The organism is Microbacterium sp., from assembly GCF_047606385.1.
Lineage (GTDB): Bacteria > Actinomycetota > Actinomycetes > Actinomycetales > Microbacteriaceae > Microbacterium.
This window is the reverse complement of record NZ_JASGEL010000141.1, coordinates 1-17,331: the sequence shown is the minus strand read 5'-3', so window position 1 is coordinate 17,331 and position 17,331 is coordinate 1. Positions and strand designations below refer to the sequence as shown.

The following is a 17,331-nucleotide window of genomic DNA, read 5'->3' as shown; positions in this document are numbered from 1 at the left end:
TCGGCGACGGCGGCGCGCTGACGGGCGACGGTCGCCGCGTCCCCGCGCGAGACGGGGCCGGTGAGGGCCCCGGCGGCGCCCCGCGAGGCCCAGTTGTCGACGGCGGCCCGCACGAGCGGGACGAGGGCCTCGCGGTCGACGCCGGCGGTCGCGGCGAGCTGCTCGGCGAGCCCTTCCAGGGTGACGAGGAAGTTCGCGGCGACCGAGGCGGCCGCGTGATACGCGGCACGGTCCTCGTCGCGCACCACGACCCCGGTCATGCCGAGCACGGCGGCCAAGGCGGCCGCTGCGGCACGGGCGCGGGGCGTGGCGCCGGCCAGCGCGGCGGTGACGCCGGCGAAGGCGGCGCCCTCGCCGGTCACCGTGGTCAGCGGGTGGATGCTGAACGCCTCGTGCGGGTGCAGCGGCGACAGGTCGAGGGCGCCCGAGAGGTGTCCGACCAGCCGACCCGGCGCGATGGCGCGCGAGGCGACGCGGATCGCGGCGTCGGGCACTGCGAGCAGCACGATCCCGGCATCCGCCCCGCTCTCGCCCCGCCCGGCAGGGCCCTGCACCGGCACGTCGGCCGCGCTCAGCGCGGCGACGAGCGCGCGCCCCATCCGGCCGTCGCCGACGACGAGCACCGGCCCGTCGAGCCGGAGTGCGGAGGAATCGGAGCTGTCCATGGGGTGGCCGGCGAGGGCCGCGGGGTGCGGCGAGTGCGCCGCACCCACCGTACCGCGTCCGAATCTCGTAACATCTCCGGATCCTGCGACGCGCAGTGCGTAGCGTCGAGGGCATGCCCCACCGACCGGACAAGCACGACGCCGCCTCCCTCGCCTTCGCCACCCGGGCCGTCCACGCCGGCAACAGCATCGACCCCGGCACCGGGGCTCTGCGCACCCCCATCGTCATGGCGAACTCGTACGCGCTGCCGGACGATCCGTCCACGATGAGCTGGTCGGGCACCGAGGTGCCGCTGTACACGCGCAACTCGGGGGTGAACCAGCTCGCGCTGCAGGCCAAGCTCGCGGCACTGGAGGGCGGGGAGGACGCCGTCGCCCTCGCCTCCGGGGTCGCCGCCCTGCACGCGGTGTTCTTCACGTTCCTGCGCGCCGGCGACCACGTCGTCGTCGCGGATGTCACCTACGAGGCCTCGTGGCGGCTGTTCGCCGAGCTGCTGCCGGAGAAGTACGACATCCAGGCGACGTTCGTCGACGCGTCGGATCCGGATGCCGTGGCCGCGGCGATCCGTGAGACGACCCGGCTCGTGCACGTGGAGGCGATCGGCAACCCGACCACGAAGGTCGCCGACATCGCCGGGGCGGCGCGTGTCGCGCACGCGGCCGGCGCGCTGCTGTCGGTGGACTCGACGTTCACGCCGCCGCCGCTGTACCGTCCGCTCGCCGACGGCGCCGACCTCGTCGTGCACTCGCTGACCAAGTACATCAACGGCCACGGCGACGCGATGGGCGGCGCCGTGATCGGCCGGCGCGAGCTCATCGCGCGGATCAAGGCCGATGCGATGGTCGACGTGGGCGGGGTCATCTCGCCCTTCAACGCCTGGCTGGTCCAGCGCGGCTCGATCACGCTGCCGCTGCGGCTGCGGCAGCACCAGGAGACGGCGGCGCGGCTCGCGCGCGTGCTCGAGGCCGATCCGCGGGTGGCGTACGTCGCGTATCCCGGGCTGGCCTCGCATCCGCAGCACGCGCTGGCGACGCGCCAGTTCGGCGGCCGCGGGCACGGCGCGATGATGGCCTTCGCCGTGGACGGCGACGCGGACGCGCAGAACCGGTTCGTCTCGTCGCTGCGGATCATCACCTCGGCGGTCTCGCTCGGCCACGACGAATCGCTGATCGTGCACGTCGGCACGAGCGGGCCGCGGGTGGCGACCTATCCGGACGAGTTCCGCCGGTACGGCCACCTGCGCTTCTCGGTCGGGCTCGAGGACCCAGGCGACCTCGAGACCGACCTGCGCGCGGCCCTCGACGCCACGTTCGGGTGACGGGTCAACGCACCGAGTAGGCACGCAAGAAGGTCTCGACGCCCGCCTGGACCGCGTCGGCGATGGCGGCCTCGTCGCCGGGCAGGGTGCCCCCCGCGGTGAGGTCGGGCAGGCGTGCCTGGGTGAGTGCGAGGAAGTCCTCCGCGGCGCGGCGCGGGTCGTCGATCTCGAGCCGGCCGGCGTTGCCGAGCATCGCGAGCCGCCCGGCAAGCGCCTCCCGGATCGGCTCGTAGCCCGCGCGTCGTACCAGCTCGAAGACAAGCGGATCGCGGCGCGCCTCGGCCAGCACGAGCCGAGACAACGAGGCTGCACACCCCTCGCGCTGGCAACGGGTGAGGGCGACGGCGAGGGTGCGCAGCCCCTCGCGCCACCGGTCGGGGCCGAGATCGAGTGCGACCACGGCGTGGTAGGACGCGGCGTTCACCTGGCGCGCGACGTCGGCCATCGTCTCGCGGAACAGCTCTTCCTTGCTGCCGAAATATGCGTACACGGTGGGCTTGGACACCCCGGCGGCAGAGGCGATCTGGTCCACGTTCGCCCGCTCGTAGCCGGCGTCGCCGAACACCGGGCCCGCGGCGTCGAGGATCGCGCGGCGTCTGTCGACCCGCACCGCCACCTCCGTCGCCCGCATCGTTCCATGCTATCGACCTTGACGAGAATCAGCTTGTTCTTTACTGATCAGTAAAGTATTGTCCCACGAGTGAAAAGACAGGATGTCAAGACCCCTACACCTCGCACGGGGCGGGTGACGGCCGCGATGTCGGCGGCGGCCTTCCTCGCCGTGCTCACCGGCACGACCGTCACCTCGACGCTCGAATCGCTCGGCGAGGCGCTGGACGTCACCCTGTCGGGGACCGTGTGGATCACGACGACGTACCTCGTGGCGGCATCCGCCGCCGTGCCGTTGATCGGATGGCTGACCGCCCGTCTCGGCCCGGCACGGGTGTTGCAGCTCGCGCTCGTCGGGTTCGCAGCGGGGTCGCTGTTGTGCGGTCTCGCCTGGGATCTCGCGAGCATGGTCGCGTTCCGCGCGGTTCAGGGGCTGTTCGGCGGGATGCTGGAACCCGCCGCGGTGGCCATCGTGGGCATCGTCACGCCCGCTGCGAGCATGGGGCGCGTCATGGGACTCGTCTCGCTGGTCATCAACCTCGGCCCCGTCGCGGGTCCGCTGCTGGGCGGCGCGTTGACGGGCGTCGGGGCGTGGCGGTGGATCTTCTGGCTCAACGTGCCGATCGCGATCGTCGTCGGGCTCGCCGCCTGGCGCCTCATGCCCGACGCCGAGCGACGCGCGGACCGCTCGGTGCGCGTCGACGTCATCGGCATCGCACTGCTGCCACCGGGTTTCGTGCTGATGCTCCTCGGTATGAACCGCTGGGGAGCGGGCGCGGACGCCGGCATCGTGATCGCCTGCGTCGCAGCGGGCGCGGCCATGCTGGCCCTCTACGTGCCGCACGCGCTACGGGCCGCCGAGCCACTGCTCGACCTGCGCCTCCTGCGCGCGCCGGCGTTCACCGCGGCCCTGGGGGTCATGAGCGCGGTCGGGTTCATCATGTACACGCAGCTGACCGTGCTGCCCCTCGCCGCGGAGCGGCTGGGGCTCGATGCGGGCTGGCGTGCCCTGCCGGTGGCGGCCCTCGGCACCGGGCTCATGATCTCGATGACGCTCGCCGGGCGTCTGAGCGATCGCACCGGTCCGCGTCCGCCGGTCGCGGCCGGCGCATCGCTCACGGCCCTCGCCGCGGCAGCCGTCGCCGTGGGCAACGCCTCCTGGGGTCCCGCCGCGCTGCTGGCGGTCCTGCTGGTGCTCGGACTCGGCTTCGGCGCCATCGCCGCCCCGACGTTCGCCAGCATCTACCGCGTGCTGCCGAAGACAGCCGTGGGGCAGGGCACCGCCGCGCTGTTCATCGTGGTGCAGCTGTTCGCCGCGGTCGGCGTGACGCTCGTCGGCTTCCTGGTCGAACGGGCGGCGCAGCCCGTGGATGCCGCCTACGGCCTCGTCGCCGTCGCGGCCCTCGCCGTGGCGGCGGCATCCGTGCTGCTGCCGGCCAGGCCCGCGCCCGCGGCCGGCTGATCGCGCCCGTGGCCCTCGACACGGCGCATCGCGGGTTACGCCCGTTGACACCGGCACGACCACGCGAACGCCGCGGGCCGTAGCCTCGAGGCATGGCACTCGAGTATGCGGACGGCCCCGCGGTCTACATCCTTCACGACAACCCCGAGTGGATCCCTCCGCTCGCGGCCGCGCTCGAGGCCGAAGGCGTACCGTACCGCGAGTGGCCGCTCGTGGGCGGCTCGTTCGACCTCGCGCAGGATCCGCCGGAAGGCGTGTTCTGGTCACGTCTGAGCGCCTCCGCCCATACCCGCGGCAACGCGCGGGCCAAGGAGCACACCCGCGCCGTGCTCCGGTGGCTCGAGGCGGCCGGACGCACCGTCGTCAACGGCAGCGACGTGACCGAGCTCGAGGTGAGCAAGGTCGCCCAGTACGTGGCGCTGCGCCGCGCGGGCTTCGACGTGCCGCGCACGATCGCGGTGCTCGGCGATGACGACCTCTCGCGGCGTGCCCGCGAGCTGCCGCTGCCGTTCATCACCAAGCACAACCAGGGCGGCAAGGGCCTGGGTGTGCGGCGATTCGACTCCTACGAGGAGTTCGACGCGCACCTGGCCGCAGGCGACCGCGAAGAGCCCGTCGACGGCATCCTGCTGCTCCAGGAGTATCTCCCCGCCGCGGAGCCCTTCATCACGCGCGCCGAGTTCGTGGGCGGGGAGCTCGTCTACGCCGTGCGCGTGGACACGTCCGCCGGCAGCTTCGAGCTGTGCCCGGCCGAGGCCTGCGCGGTGCCCGCCGCGGCGCCGAGCCTGTTCGCCAGGCGCCCGGAGATCACCGCCGAGCATCCGCTGATCGCCGGGCTCGCGGCGTTCCTGCGCGCGCACCGCGTCGAGGTCGCCGGGGTCGAGTTCATCGAGACCGCCGACGGCCGGACGGTGCCCTACGACATCAACACCAACACGAACTACAACCCGGACGTCGAGAACGACGGCGGCGTCTCGGCGGCGACCACGGTGGCGCGCTTCCTGCAGCGCCGGCTCGCCGAGACGTACGCGGTCGCACGGTAGGGCGGGTCGGCATGAGATTCGGCTATTGGACGCCCATCTTCGGCGGGTGGCTTCGCAACGTCGCGGACGAGCAGACGCCCGCGTCCTTCGCGCATCTCGTCCGGATCGCCCGCGCGGCCGAGCGCGGGGGCTTCGACCTGACGCTCGTGCCCGAGCTCAACCTCAACGACATCAAGGGCCCCGACGGTCCCGCCCTCGACGCGTGGGCGGTCTCCGCGGCGCTGGCGGCGGTGACCGAGCGACTGGAGATCATGGCGGCCGTGCGCCCGAGCTACCACCCGCCGGCGCTGGCGGCGAAGCAGGCCGCCACCATCCAGGACATCTCGCAGGACCGGTTCACGCTCAACGTGGTCTCGGCGTGGTGGGCGGAGGAGGCGCGGCAGTACGGGGTCTCGTTCGCCGACCACGACGACCGCTACGCCATCACCCGTGAGTACGTGGACGTGCTGCGCGGCCTGTGGACGCAGACCCCGTTCGACTACGACGGCGAGCACTACTCGTTCGCCGGCACGCACCTCGAGCCCGCGCCCCGCGTGCTGCCCCGGATCTATGCCGGCGGCGAGAGCGAGGCCGGCCGTGCAGCGATCGCGGGCTTCGCGGACGCCTATCTCACGCACGGCGGCACCGTCGAGGAGCTGCGCGAGAAGATCGGGGACATGCGGGCCCGACGGGAACGGGCCGGTCTGCCGCCGTTCCAGGCGTTCGGCATGGCCGCGTATCCGATCGTGCGGGACACCGAGGAGGAGGCGCGGGCCGAGCTCGACCGGATCACCGACGTCCGCACGGGCGCGGCGTACGACTCGTACCGGGACTTCGTGACCAAGTCGCAGCTGGACGTCGAGATCAGCCTGCGCGAGTACTCCGTGTCCAACCGCGGCCTGCGTCCGGAGCTGATCGGCACCCCGGAGCAGGTCGCCGAGCGCATCCTCGCCTATCAGGAGGTCGGCGTGGACACCCTGCTGCTGCAGTTCTCCCCCGCGCTGAGCGAGCTGGAGCGGTTCGCCGAGCAGGTCGTCCCGCTCGTGAACGCGGAGGTGCGGAGATGACCGACGCGGCGAAGCCGGAGTACGACTGGTCCGGCTACGGCTTCGACACCCGGCAGGTGCACGCCGGCGAGGCGGAGGACCTGTCCTACAACGCGCGGATCACGCCGGTGTATCTGGGCAACGCGTTCCGCTTCGACTCGCTGGAGCACGCGTTCGAGCGGTTCACCGGCGCGACGCCGGGTCAGCTCTACTCGCGCAGCGTGAACCCCACGAACGCCGTCGCGGAACGGCGGATCGCCTCGCTGGAAGGTGGCGCGGGGGCGATCGCGGTCGGCTCGGGCGCCGCGGCCATCACCTCGGCGCTGCTCACGATCCTGGCCGCGGGCGACCACTTCGTCTCCACCGCCAGCATCTACAGCGGCACCCGCATCCTGTTCGACGGCGTGCTCGCACGCGCCGGCATCGCCGTCGACTACCTCTGGGACTGGCGCGATCCGCAGGAGTGGGCTCGCACGATCCGCCCCGACACGAAGGCGATCTTCACCGAGACGATCCCGAATCCGAAGAACGACGTGGTCGACATCGCCGCGGTCGCCGCCGTCGCGCGGGACGCCGGCGTGCCGCTCGTGGTCGACAACACGGTGGCGACGCCCTATCTGACCAGGCCCCTCGAGGACGGCGCGAGCATCGTGGTGCACTCCGCGACGAAGTTCCTCGCCGGTCACGGCGCCGTCCTGGCCGGTGCCATCGTCGATGGCGGCACGTTCGACTGGGAGGCGTCCGGGCACCACTTCGGTCTCATCACCGACCGCCCCGCATCCGGTGTGCCGTCGTTCCTGGAGCGCTACGGCATCGCGCACGCCTTCGAGGAGGCGGCGCGGAGCGCGGTCGTCAACAACACCGGGCCGGCCCTCTCCCCGCTGAACGCCTTCCTGCTGCAGCAGGGGATGGAGACGCTCTCGCTGCGCATGGAGAGGCATCTCGAGAACGCGCGCGCGATCGCCGAATGGCTCGACCGGCAGCCCGAGGTCGAGTCGGTCGACTACGCGGGCCTGCCCGGCCATCCGGACCACGAGGTCGCCCAGCGGATCTACGGCGGTCGCCCCGGCGCGGTGTTCGCGTTCACGGTGCGCGGCGGCCAGGAGGGCGCGACCGCCTTCTACGACGGTCTGCGCGTCTTCTCCCGCATGACGAACATCGGCGACCTGCGCTCGATGGCGCTGCACCCCGCGACGACGACGCACGTCTCGTTCACCCCCGAACTGCGGGCCCGGCTGGGCATCCATCCGGGTCTCATCCGGCTCTCGGTGGGCATCGAGACCGTCGACGACCTGATCGCCGATCTGCGGCAGGCGCTCGACCGCGTCAGCGGCCTGGCGGCCGCCGACGTAGCGACAGTGTCGTTTGGACCCGAAAGTCCTTCGGACTTTCGGGTCAGCGGGCCGGACACGTGACCCTCGACTCGGGCACCCGCGTCCTGGTCCGCGTCGACGCCGGGACCGTGCTGGGCTCCTCGGGAGAGACGGCGCTGATCGCGCTGTGGGACACCGGGCGCGTCGACGCGATCGTGCTCGGCCGGTCCGCGACCGGCGACGCGGACCCCAGCGCCGTCGCGGCCTTCCTCGGCGCCCGGCATCCACGGCTCGACCTCGTGATCGAGGCCGGCTTCGACCACGACTTCCCCTACAACCTCGCCCGACGCGTCGCCTCGCTGCAGGCCCTCGGCGGGCGCGCGCCCGCCCTGCTGCTGCACCCCGCCGGAGCCGGAGGCGACCGCGACGGCGTCGACGCGCTGCACCGGCTCTGGCAGTCGTGGCCGCGCACGAGCATTCTGGGCGACCGCGAGACGCGCACGTTCGTCGACGTCGAGCAGCTGCGCCGCGTCGACCAGGCCGGCCGTCACCGGGTGGCGGGTCCGCTGCAGACCCCGGTCGACCAGGACGACCTGCCGGTGGTGCTGCAGCACTTCGACCCCGCGGCGCCGGACGAGTCCGCCGACGCGGACGTGCTGGTGACGGATGCGGCCGGCGCCGCCCGTGCGGAGGCCGCCGACCGCAGACCGGTCTTCATCGAGACCGCGGCGTCGGCGGTGCGTCTCGTCGTCGAGAGCGGGGCCGACGGCGTGATCGTCGACGACGAGCCGGACGCGGTGCGTCGGGCCCTGGATCCGCTGCCGCGACGCGGCGGCGGCGGCCTGCGCGGTCGCTGGGGGCTCGGCCGGCCACGGGTGACGCTGGACGACGGCGTGCGTCCCTTCGCGCCGAGCAGAGGGCACGCCTGAGGTGCCGGGGCGCATGATCCTCGGGCTGAACGTGCTGGGCGTCGGCCAACGACCGGCGGCATGGCAGGCCGAGCAGCTCGCCCCGACGGCGTTCATCGACCGCGACCACTGGGTGCGGGTCGCGCGCGAGGCCGAGCGGGGACTGCTCGATGCGCTGTTCCTGGCCGACCAGCCGTGGCTCGCCGATCCGTCGGGGCGTCCGGCGGGGGCCCTGGAGCCGACCGTGCTGCTGTCCGCCGTCGCGGCGCACACCGAGCGCTTGGGGCTGGTGGCCACGCTCTCCTCGACCTACAACGACCCGGCCGAGCTGGCCGCGCGCATCCTCACACTGGACCACCTGAGCGGCGGGCGCGCGGGATGGAACGTGGTGACCACGGCATCGCCGGACGTGGGCGCGAACTTCGGCATCACGGCCGGTGTGGACCGTGACTCCCGCTATCGCCGGGCGCATGAGGTGGTGACCGCGGTGGAACGGCTGTGGGCGGATGCCGGCAGCGGCCGCCTCAGCCTGCCGCCCTCGCCCCAGGGGCGCCCGGCTCTCGTGCAGGCCGGCGGGTCGCCAGAGGGACGGCGCCTGGCCGGTGAGCACGCGGACGCGGTGTTCACCGCCGAGATGACGCTCGACGCCGCCCTGGAGCACTATCGCGTGGTGAAGGACCACGCCCGGCGCATCGGGCGCGATCCCCACACGGTCAAGGTGCTGCCCGGGTTCGCGCTGGTCATCGCCTCGACCGAGCGCGAGGCGGCCGACCGGTTCGACGAGTGGGAGGCGCGCGGCCCGGCGGACTACACGCTCGCCCGCCTGTCCGGCATCCTCGGGGTCGACGCGAGCGTCTTCGACCTCGACCTGCCGTTGCCGCCGGAGATCCGCGAGGTGCCGGATGACCCGGCGACGTTCGGAGCGAGCCTGTCCTTCCGCGCGACGACGGTGCGCTTCGCGCGCACCCACGGCCTGACGGTGCGGCAGCTGCTGCGCGCGTACGGCGGCTACGGCCATCCGATCATCATCGGCACGCCCGAGCGCGTGGCCGGCACGCTGGCCGACTGGTTCCTCGCGGGGGCGGCCGACGGCTTCAATCTGATGCCGGATGTGCTGCCGGAGGGGCTGACCACGCTCGTGGACGAGGTGCTGCCGCTGCTGCGGGCGCGGGGGCTGTTCCGCTCGGAATACGAGGCGGCGACCCTTCGCGGGCGGCTCGGCGGTCTCACGCCGTGACCGCGGATCCGGCCGGCGGGTGAGGTCATCTGGCGTCACATCGGGTCCGCCGTCGTCATAGTCCGTCTCGGTTCGAGACATCCGTGACGCGACGGGATCCCGGAGGTTACCGTGTTCGCACATCGATCCCGAGGAGGTTCCCATGTCGACCACGATCCTTTCCGCTCGCACCGGCGGTCCCGACACCTCGCGCCTCGAGGACGCCCGTCGGGCCTTCCGCGACGCGCAGACCGAGCTCGCACGCGCCCGTCAGGAGCTGCTGCGGCTGCACAGCGCGCACGCGCGCACGCTCGGCTCGCACTGACCCGCGGACCGTCGCTCAGGCGTGCGCCCGCCGCACAGCCTCCCCCATCGCCGCCAGGGCTCCGGTGAGGATCGGCCGCGGGGTGGCGAAGACGATCCGCACGAACCGCTCGTAGCCGCGCCCGAGGAGTGCGCCCTCGGTGAGGACGACACCGGCCTGCTCGCGGAAGAACGCGGCGGGCGAGGCGGGGAGCTCGAGCCCGTCGGTGTCGATCCAGCCGATGTATGTCGCGTCGGGAACGCGGTAGACGGCACCCGGGAGGTGCGTGGCGACGAGGTCGGCGAGGTCGTGGCGGGCGGCATCCAGATAGCGCAGGACGGTGTCGAGCCATGCTCCGCCGTCGCGATAGGCCGCGGTCGCGGCCACGACGCCGAGCGTCGACGCGCCGTGCTGCACGGCGAACCCGAATCGGCGGTAGACCTCCTGGTCGATCGCGTTCGTGGTGATGAGCTGCGCCGCCTTCAGACCGGCCACGTTCCATGCCTTCGACGCGCTCGTCCCGGTGATCGTGTGCGCGGCGGTCGCGTCGCTGAGCGAGGCATACGGGATGTGACGCCGGCCGTCGAAGCGCAGCGGCGCGTGGATCTCGTCGGCGAACACTCGTCCGCCGTGGCGGACGACGATCTCGGCCAGGGCGAGCAGCTCCTCACGCGGCAGAACCGTGCCGGTGGGGTTGTGCGGATTGCAGACGACGAGGGTGCGCGCCCCCTGCGCGAAAGCGCGATCGATCCCGTCGAGATCGTGGTGCCAGCGGCCGTCGACCTCGACGCCCGGGACCTCGATCACCGGGTGACCGATGGTGGGAAGGTATGTCAGGAACGGCATATATGCCGGAGTCGGCACGATGACCGCGGATCCGGCCGGTGCGTACTCGGTCACGGCGACGCCGAGCGCGGCCATGACGTCGGAGACGGGGTGCACCCGCTCCGGCGCGATGCGCCAGTCGTACTCGCGCGCCATCCAGGCCGCCGTCGCCTCGCCGAGCTCCGCGGCGAGGGGAGGCGAGAGATAACCCAGCACCTCGTCGGCGATCGCGCGCTGCAGCGCCTCGGCGACCGCGGGCGCCGTGCCGAAGTCCATCTCGGCGACCCAGGCGCCGATCGCGCCGGGATGCAGGCTCCATTTCCGGCTGGCCGGCCGGTCGAGCTGCGCTCGGGTGCGGAGGTCGAAGGGGTGCGGACGGTCGATCATCGAGTCTCGAGCCTATGACGCCGGGGCCGCGCGCGCCTCCTCGCGGTCACGCGACGACACAGGACCGCCCACCCCGCGGGGATGTCCCAGGGTCTTTTCCGGGACATCCCCGCGCCGCAGGGCTCAGGCCTTCGACTCGGCGACCTCGATCGCCGGCGAGTCGCCGGTTCCGGCGTCCGCGACGACCTGCACCTTGCGCGGCTTGGCCTTCTCGCTCACCGGGATCGTGACGCTCAGCACGCCGTTGCGATAGGTGGCCGTGATGTTCTCGGTGTCGAGGCCTTGGCCGAGGCTCAGCTGACGCAGGAACGTGCCGGAGGTGCGCTCCCGGGTGATCCAGGTCACACCCTCGCCGGAGCCCAGCGTGCGCTCGGCGCGGATGGTCAGCAGCTGCCCGTCGACGTCGACGTCGACCGAACCCGGATCGATGCCCGGAAGGTCGGCCGTCAGCACGTAGTGGTCGCCGTCGCGGTAGAGGTCCATCGGCATCTGCCGAGGTCCGCGGCGAGCGGAGTCGAAGAGGGAGGTGGTGAGGTGCTCCAGTTCACGGAGCGGGTCATAGGTGGCCATGTCGTCTCCTTTGAATAAGCGGGCTCAGCGCCCGGATGACTACTTGAGCCGAATCGACTCAAGTAGCTTCAGATTAGCACTCTGGCAGCGAGAGTGCCAGCATCCTCCCCACGATTTCGAGCTCGGCAAAGTGAGAACTTTTATACGAATTTCTTCTTTCCTCAATCGTCTCTTTGTTCTATACTGGACGTGATGCAAGACCCGCGTTCGTGCCCACTTCTGGTTCGCGGGGAGACCACCGGCGTCATCGACGCCAGGAGGAGAGGTCTTCATGGGGCACGAGCAGCAGGCCACCGTCGACGCACCGTCCGTGCCGTCGCTGGAGTGGCCGGCCTTGAACGGCCTCGTCGACGAGCTGCTGGCCACCCGTCGACAGGTCGCGGCCGCGCAGGCCGCCGAGGCTCGCGTGTTCGCGCGAGCCGTCGACCTGGTGTCCGAGCGCATCGAAGAGCGCCGCCGGGCCTGGCCCGACCCCGAGGAGTTCCTCCGCAACGGCGGAACCGACCTGCCGCTGCGGGAGATCGCATTGGAGCTGGGCATGGCGATCCGCATCTCCGACCGCACCGTGCAGGCCCGCATCGGCCAGGCATGGACGCTGGTGGAACGCTTCCCCGCCGCCCTCGTCCAGTGGGAGTCCGGCACGATCGATGCCGGACACGCCTGGGCCATCGTCCACGCCGGCAGCACCATCCACGACGAGCAGCTGCGGGCACGATACGAACAGCTCGCCCTGGACGCCGCCGGCACGGAATCCCCCACCCGGTTCAGCGCCATCGCCCGCGCCATCGCCGCCCGCATCGACCCCGACGGAGCCGCCGATCTGATCGACGCCGCTCACGCGGAACGGCGCGTGCGCCTCTATCCCCTCGGCGACGGCCTCGCCCGCCTCATCGCCGACCTGCCCGCACCACTCGCCCACGCCATCTACGACCGACTCACGGCCCTCGCCACCGCGCCCGACGAGCCCGCGATCGCGGATCCCGCCGACCCGGACGCGGCCGGCTCGGGCCGCCCCCGAGCCGGGCGACAGCGGGTGGTCACCGGGGCGACGCCGCCGTCCGTCCCCGCCAGCGGTACGGCCGAGGTCTCCGAACCCGCCGTGTCCGACGCCCGCACGACGGATCAGCGGCGTGCCGACGCGTTGGCCGAGGTGCTGCTCACCGGTCCTGCCGCCTGCCACGGTGACGGCACCGGGGCGATCACCGGCCGGGTGCAGATCACGATCCCGCTGCTCACGCTGGCCGAGGCGGGCGATGAGCCGGCGCTGCTGGCCGGCTACGGCCCGATCGACCCCGCGATCGCGCGTCGCATAGCCGCCGGAGCGCCCGGCTGGGATCGCGTGTTCACCGACGCGTACACCGGACTTCCGCTCGCCGTCGACCGGTATCGGCCGAACGCGCAGCTGACCCGCTATCTCGAGGCCCGCGACGAGCGCTGCCGCACGCCGGGATGCGGCGTGCCCGCCCACCGATGCGACAAGGACCACACGATCGATGCCGCGCTGGGCGGCGCCACGGAGGCCGACAACCTCGCCGACTTCTGCCGCCGACACCACGTCGACAAGCACCACACCGCCTGGCGGGTGCGGCAGCTCGGCGGCGGGGTGCTCGAATGGACCGGACCCGCCGGACGTGCCTATCTCGATCGACCACCTGCGACGGTCCGATTCGTGCCCGACGACTGCTGGACCACCGGCCCGCCGACCGAACCGGTCGCCACCGACGTCCCACCGCCCTTCTGAGGATCAGGTCTCAGCGAACGACGTCGCCTCCCGCACCATCTCGATCTCGCGCAGCCCGTCGATGTGCCGGACGACGCCGTCGGGGACGAACCCGCTCTTGCGGTAGAAGGCCTGGGCCCGCGGATTCGGGTCTGCGACCCACAACGCGGTCGGCGCGTCGTCCGACGTCACCTGCCGCAGCAGCGCCTGTGCGAGACCGCCGCCGTGGTGCGCGGCGAGCACGTACAGGACGTGCAGGCGCCGACGCCCCGGCATCTCAGCGTCCGGCCCCGTCATCGCGATGCCCACGATCGCGCCCTCGACCTCTCCCACCGCGATGCGGTTCGACGCCCATCGCGGATCGGTCAACGCCCCGAGCCAGAACCTCTCCCTCGTCTCGATCGCGTCCAGCGCGTCGAGCACCGCATCCGGCATCAGGCCCCGATAGGTCTCCTGCCACGACCGCACGTGCACGGCTGCCATCCCGGCAGCATCGCCCGGGCGCGCCGCGCGCACGCCCGTCGCCATCAGAACGCGCTGCCCGGGTTGAGGATCCCCCGTGGGTCGAAGACGGCCTTGACCTGCTCGTGCAGCGCCACGGCCGCCTCCCCCAGCTCGCGACGGGCCCATTCCCGCTTCAGCCGGCCCACACCGTGCTCGGCCGTCACCGTGCCGCCGAGCTCCAGCGCGAGGGCGAAGATGTCGTCGGCTGCGTGGTGCGCGACCTCGGGGATGTCACCGTCGGCATCCGCGTCGGCCACGATGATCGGGTGCAGATTGCCGTCGCCGGCGTGCCCGAACACGAAGATGGGCACGTCCCGCGCCGCGGCGATCTCGCGGATGCGGCCGATCGCCTCCGCCAGCCGGCTGCGTGGCACCGCGATGTCCTCGATGAGCGGCCGGCCGACCCGCTCGATCGCCGGCAGCGCCTGGCGGCGTGCGGCCAGCAGTCGGTCCGCCTCGGCCTCGTCGCTCGTCCACTCCACGCCGGTCGCGGTCGACGACAGCGCCTCGACGACCACCGAGATCTCCTCCTCCGCCCCGAACCCGTCGGTCTGCGCGATCAGCAGCGCCTCGCCGTGTTCACGCAGTCGCGTGCCCTCCGCGGCGTCGATCGCCGCGAGCGTCGCTCCGTCGAGGATCTCGAGCACGGCCGGCCGCGCTCCGCTCACCGCGATCGCGGCCACCGCGCTCGCGGCGTCCTCGAGCGTCGCGAACGAGGCGGAGGCGGTCGCCACCCGCGCCGGCTTCGGAAGCAGTCGGACGGTGGCCCCGACGACGATGCCGAGTGTGCCCTCCGATCCGACGACGAGCCCGGCGAAGTCGTAACCGGTCACGCCCTTGATCGTGGGGCGCCCGAGGTGGACGAGCGAGCCGTCGGCCAGCACGACGTCGACCGACAGCACCGCGTCGCGCGTGACCCCGTACTTCGCCCCGCGCAGCCCGCCGGCGTTGGTCGCGATGTTCCCGCCGATCGTGGAGATCCCGACGCTGCCCGGGTCGGGGGCGTAGAACAGCCCCTGCTCACCGGCCGCACGGTCGAGGTCGGCGGTGACGACGCCCGCCTCGACGCGCGCGGTGCCGTCGACCGGGTCGATCGCGAGGATCCGGTTCAGGCCCGACAGGTCGAGCACGATCACGCCGTCACCCGCCACCGCGCCGCCGGCCAGGCCGGAGCCCGCGCCGCGCGTGACGACCGGCACGCCGAGCTCGGCCGCGTGCCGCACCGTCGTCTGCACGTCGGCGACGGTGCGCGCGACGACGATCTCGCGCGGCGGCCCGTCGGGACGCAGACCGGAGCGGTCGATCGTGCGGGCGGCGGGGGTGTCGAGGCTCACCGTTCCACGCTACGAGGCGCGAGCCGACCGGTCACGCGACGATCCCGAATGCGAACCCATCCGCCGGTCCGATGGGACCGCCTGTCTCCGCATCCGCTCACGAGGGTCGCAGGATCGCTCCGAGGTCGCAGGATAACCGCCGAATCCTGCGACCTCCGGCGCATTCTGCGACCGCGACGGACGCGGTCCGGCGGCCGCACCGGTCATCGGGAGGCGAGACCGCGGCGGGCCAACGCCTCGCGGATGGTATGGCGGCCGTGCAACCCGGCGATGTCGCGTACCCGCGTGATCGCGGCGGCGATCCAACCGCGAGATGCTCCCTGGGTCTCGTAGTAGCCGCGCACCGTCGTCTCGTAGTCGCCGATGTCCGCCGGATCCGCCTCCCGGTAGTGCTCACGGTGGCGCACCACGCGCTGCGGCAACCGCGGCTTGATCCCCGCCGGGTCGTGCGGATCCGGGTGACCGATGGCGACGCCCACCACCGGGAATGCCGCGTCGGGCAGTCCCAGCAGCTCGGCGACCGCTTCCGGCGCGTTGCGCACGGACCCGACGTAGACCGTGCCCAGTCCCAGCGACTCCGCGGCGACGACCGCGTTCTGCGCGGCGAGCGCGGCGTCCACGAACCCGACGAGCGTGCTCTCGATGTAGTCGATCGCCTCCGCCGCCTCGCCGTGCGCCGCGGCGAGGCCCCGCGCCCGCGCCCAGTCGGCGACGAAGACGAGGAACACGGCCGCATCCCGGATGAACTCCTGCCCGCCGGCGAGCTCGGCGATGCGCGCGACGCGCTCCGCGTCGCGCAGCTCCACGACCGACCAGGCCTGATGGTTCGAGCTCGTCGCCGCCGACTGCGCGGCCGCGACGATCGCGGTCACGGTCTCGTCGTCGACCGGCTCACCGGTGTATCGCCGCACCGAGCGGTGCCGGTAGAGCAGCGACAGCACCGCGTTCTCCGGCAACGCGCCGGCCGGAGCGTCACCGCCGTAGCGGAGCGAGAGGGATTGCTCAGACATCGGTCCCGCCGCGCTCGTACGGGATGCGCTCCCCCGCCTCCACCGCGATGTCGAGCACGTTGCCTGCCGGCGGCAGCGGGCACAGCGCGAAGTCGGAGTACGCGCACGGCTTGTTGTAGGCGCGCGTGAAGTCGACCACGACCTCGTCGCCGGATGCCGGCAGCTCGACCAGCAGCTCGCGCTGGGCCGCATAGGTCGTCACCCCCGACGTCGCGTCGCGGAACAGCAGCACGACGTGTCCGGGCTTGCCGTGCGCCGGCAGGGCGACGAGCCGGTGGTCCCGCCCGCGGAGCGTGAACTCGACCGCGCCGGGCGAGATCGCGTCCCGTGAGACGCGATCCGAGACCGTGGCGACCACGAGCTCCTGCTCGGCCGGCACCCAGCGGCCGGTCACCCGCCACGCCGGGTCGGGCGCGTACGCCGGCGTGCCCGCGTACGCCGCCACGGCGGCGGATGCGGCATCCCGCACGCGGACGATGTCCCACCCGCTGCCGCGCACCAGCTCGATCGTGAGCGTGCCCTCCTGCACGAGCCGGCGGGATCCGCCCTCGGCGGGGCGGGACAGCACGACCCGGCCGCTGCGGCGCGCGCCCTCGTCGTCGAGCACGTGCTCGCCCTCGGCGAGATCGACGACCACGCCTTCGTCCGCAGCCGACCAGCGGCCCGGCAGCCGGTCGATCGCGACCGGCTCGGCGGTCAGGTAGTCGATGCTGACGACCGGCAGGATGCCGTCGGGTGCGGCGACGGCCAGGTCGCGCGCGGCGCGCCAGCGCTGCCAGTCGGCGGCGAAGGCGGTCTCGTCGATGACGGGGGTGCTCATGATGTCCTCCTCAGGGCCGGGATGATGTGGGTCGCGATGTCCTCGAGCAGGCGCGTGTTCTCGGCCGGGCCGAAGGCGGGCGGCAGGAACGCGATCAGCTCGTCCGCCTCGGCGAGCGCGACATCCGCCAGCAGGGCGTCGACGACGCGGGCGGGCTCGCCGTGGAGCGCCGGGCTCATCGTCATCGGTCGCGGGGCGTCGCCGCGGCCGGGGTCGACCGCTCCGGCCGGGCGGGAGGCGGCGGGCCCGAGCGTGCGCCGTTCCTCGTCGTAGGCGGCGTAGCGGCGCGCGAGCTCC

Annotated in this window: 17 protein-coding genes and 1 pseudogene; 9 read left to right on the top strand and 9 right to left on the bottom strand. The window is 72.8% G+C overall.

Features of this window, described 5'->3' with window-relative positions:
• A partial coding sequence (locus QM626_RS14920; RefSeq protein WP_415077750.1) for a DUF2520 domain-containing protein occupies positions 1-665 on the bottom strand: 665 nt, incomplete at its 3' end.
• Between the two features lie 113 nt (positions 666-778).
• Between QM626_RS14920 and QM626_RS14915 the strand changes: the two genes are divergently transcribed.
• On the top strand, positions 779-1,984 hold the full coding sequence (locus QM626_RS14915) for a trans-sulfuration enzyme family protein (RefSeq protein WP_415077749.1): 1,206 nt from the start codon (positions 779-781) through the stop codon (positions 1,982-1,984).
• A 4-nt stretch (positions 1,985-1,988) separates the two neighbouring features.
• On the opposite strand, the gene QM626_RS14910 is transcribed toward QM626_RS14915, so the two are convergent.
• Positions 1,989-2,615, bottom strand: a complete 627-nt coding sequence (locus QM626_RS14910) for a TetR/AcrR family transcriptional regulator (RefSeq protein ID WP_415077748.1) — start codon at positions 2,613-2,615, stop codon at positions 1,989-1,991.
• 114 nt (positions 2,616-2,729) lie between these two features.
• Between QM626_RS14910 and QM626_RS14905 the strand changes: the two genes are divergently transcribed.
• From QM626_RS14905 to QM626_RS14875, 7 genes are all read left to right on the top strand, one after another.
• Positions 2,730-4,055 carry a DHA2 family efflux MFS transporter permease subunit gene (locus tag QM626_RS14905; protein ID WP_415077747.1) on the top strand — a complete coding sequence of 442 codons (1,326 nt, stop codon included), beginning with the start codon at positions 2,730-2,732 and terminating at the stop codon, positions 4,053-4,055.
• 92 nt (positions 4,056-4,147) lie between these two features.
• Entirely contained in the window at positions 4,148-5,098 is a 951-nt protein-coding gene (locus QM626_RS14900) for an ATP-grasp domain-containing protein (RefSeq protein ID WP_415077746.1), read from the top strand.
• 11 nt (positions 5,099-5,109) lie between these two features.
• Positions 5,110-6,144 carry an LLM class flavin-dependent oxidoreductase gene (locus QM626_RS14895; protein WP_415077745.1) on the top strand — a complete coding sequence of 345 codons (1,035 nt, stop codon included), beginning with the start codon at positions 5,110-5,112 and terminating at the stop codon, positions 6,142-6,144.
• A complete protein-coding gene (locus tag QM626_RS14890) occupies positions 6,141-7,538 on the top strand; it encodes an O-acetylhomoserine aminocarboxypropyltransferase/cysteine synthase family protein (RefSeq protein ID WP_415077744.1) in 1,398 nt (465 codons plus the stop codon). The genes QM626_RS14895 and QM626_RS14890 overlap by 4 nt, the downstream gene beginning before the upstream one ends.
• Complete coding sequence (locus QM626_RS14885; protein WP_415077743.1) at positions 7,535-8,365, top strand: hypothetical protein; 831 nt, start codon at positions 7,535-7,537, stop codon at positions 8,363-8,365. Before QM626_RS14890 ends, QM626_RS14885 begins: the two co-directional genes overlap by 4 nt.
• A 13-nt stretch (positions 8,366-8,378) precedes the next feature.
• Positions 8,379-9,581 (top strand): LLM class flavin-dependent oxidoreductase, encoded by a 1,203-nt coding sequence (locus QM626_RS14880; RefSeq protein WP_415077742.1) that lies wholly within the window; start codon positions 8,379-8,381, stop codon positions 9,579-9,581.
• 142 nt (positions 9,582-9,723) lie between these two features.
• A complete protein-coding gene (locus QM626_RS14875; protein WP_415077741.1) occupies positions 9,724-9,885 on the top strand; it encodes a hypothetical protein in 162 nt (53 codons plus the stop codon).
• A 15-nt stretch (positions 9,886-9,900) separates the two neighbouring features.
• On the opposite strand, the gene QM626_RS14870 is transcribed toward QM626_RS14875, so the two are convergent.
• Both QM626_RS14870 and QM626_RS14865 read right to left on the bottom strand, forming a co-directional pair.
• The gene (locus QM626_RS14870; protein WP_415077740.1) at positions 9,901-11,076 is read right to left on the bottom strand and encodes a MalY/PatB family protein; all 1,176 of its coding nucleotides are present in this window, start codon (positions 11,074-11,076) and stop codon (positions 9,901-9,903) included.
• A 123-nt stretch (positions 11,077-11,199) separates the two neighbouring features.
• The gene (locus tag QM626_RS14865) at positions 11,200-11,646 is read right to left on the bottom strand and encodes an Hsp20/alpha crystallin family protein (RefSeq protein WP_415077739.1); all 447 of its coding nucleotides are present in this window, start codon (positions 11,644-11,646) and stop codon (positions 11,200-11,202) included.
• Between the two features lie 271 nt (positions 11,647-11,917).
• Between QM626_RS14865 and QM626_RS14860 the strand changes: the two genes are divergently transcribed.
• The gene (locus QM626_RS14860; protein WP_415077738.1) at positions 11,918-13,387 is read left to right on the top strand and encodes a DUF222 domain-containing protein; all 1,470 of its coding nucleotides are present in this window, start codon (positions 11,918-11,920) and stop codon (positions 13,385-13,387) included.
• Between the two features lie 3 nt (positions 13,388-13,390).
• On the opposite strand, the gene QM626_RS14855 is transcribed toward QM626_RS14860, so the two are convergent.
• The 5 genes and pseudogenes from QM626_RS14855 to QM626_RS14835 form a co-directional block, all read right to left on the bottom strand.
• Positions 13,391-13,849: a GNAT family N-acetyltransferase gene (locus QM626_RS14855; protein WP_415077737.1), complete on the bottom strand. Its 459-nt coding sequence runs from the start codon at positions 13,847-13,849 to the stop codon at positions 13,391-13,393.
• Positions 13,850-13,893: 44 nt separating this feature from the next.
• Positions 13,894-15,204: an FAD-binding oxidoreductase gene (locus QM626_RS14850; RefSeq protein ID WP_415077736.1), complete on the bottom strand. Its 1,311-nt coding sequence runs from the start codon at positions 15,202-15,204 to the stop codon at positions 13,894-13,896.
• Positions 15,205-15,407: 203 nt separating this feature from the next.
• Positions 15,408-16,214: an NADPH-dependent oxidoreductase gene (locus QM626_RS14845; protein WP_415077735.1), complete on the bottom strand. Its 807-nt coding sequence runs from the start codon at positions 16,212-16,214 to the stop codon at positions 15,408-15,410.
• Positions 16,207-17,034, bottom strand: a complete 828-nt coding sequence (locus QM626_RS14840; RefSeq protein WP_415077734.1) for a DUF1684 domain-containing protein — start codon at positions 17,032-17,034, stop codon at positions 16,207-16,209. Before QM626_RS14840 ends, QM626_RS14845 begins: the two co-directional genes overlap by 8 nt.
• A pseudogene (locus QM626_RS14835) lies at positions 17,031-17,331 on the bottom strand (hypothetical protein); the annotation flags it as partial. The pseudogene QM626_RS14835 and the gene QM626_RS14840, both read right to left, overlap by 4 nt.

Bases quoted from the DNA above. Each gene is read 5' to 3' on its own strand.
- QM626_RS14915 (WP_415077749.1), top strand. From the start codon at position 779: ATGCCCCACCGACCGGACAAGCACGACGCCGCCTCCCTCGCCTTCGCC.
- QM626_RS14910 (WP_415077748.1), bottom strand. From the start codon at position 2,615: ATGCGGGCGACGGAGGTGGCGGTGCGGGTCGACAGACGCCGCGCGATC.
- QM626_RS14900 (WP_415077746.1), top strand. From the start codon at position 4,148: ATGGCACTCGAGTATGCGGACGGCCCCGCGGTCTACATCCTTCACGAC.
- QM626_RS14895 (WP_415077745.1), top strand. From the start codon at position 5,110: ATGAGATTCGGCTATTGGACGCCCATCTTCGGCGGGTGGCTTCGCAAC.
- QM626_RS14890 (WP_415077744.1), top strand. From the start codon at position 6,141: ATGACCGACGCGGCGAAGCCGGAGTACGACTGGTCCGGCTACGGCTTC.
- QM626_RS14880 (WP_415077742.1), top strand. From the start codon at position 8,379: ATGATCCTCGGGCTGAACGTGCTGGGCGTCGGCCAACGACCGGCGGCA.
- QM626_RS14875 (WP_415077741.1), top strand. From the start codon at position 9,724: ATGTCGACCACGATCCTTTCCGCTCGCACCGGCGGTCCCGACACCTCG.
- QM626_RS14870 (WP_415077740.1), bottom strand. From the start codon at position 11,076: ATGATCGACCGTCCGCACCCCTTCGACCTCCGCACCCGAGCGCAGCTC.
- QM626_RS14865 (WP_415077739.1), bottom strand. From the start codon at position 11,646: ATGGCCACCTATGACCCGCTCCGTGAACTGGAGCACCTCACCACCTCC.
- QM626_RS14860 (WP_415077738.1), top strand. From the start codon at position 11,918: ATGGGGCACGAGCAGCAGGCCACCGTCGACGCACCGTCCGTGCCGTCG.
- QM626_RS14855 (WP_415077737.1), bottom strand. From the start codon at position 13,849: ATGGCAGCCGTGCACGTGCGGTCGTGGCAGGAGACCTATCGGGGCCTG.
- QM626_RS14845 (WP_415077735.1), bottom strand. From the start codon at position 16,214: ATGTCTGAGCAATCCCTCTCGCTCCGCTACGGCGGTGACGCTCCGGCC.
- QM626_RS14840 (WP_415077734.1), bottom strand. From the start codon at position 17,034: ATGAGCACCCCCGTCATCGACGAGACCGCCTTCGCCGCCGACTGGCAG.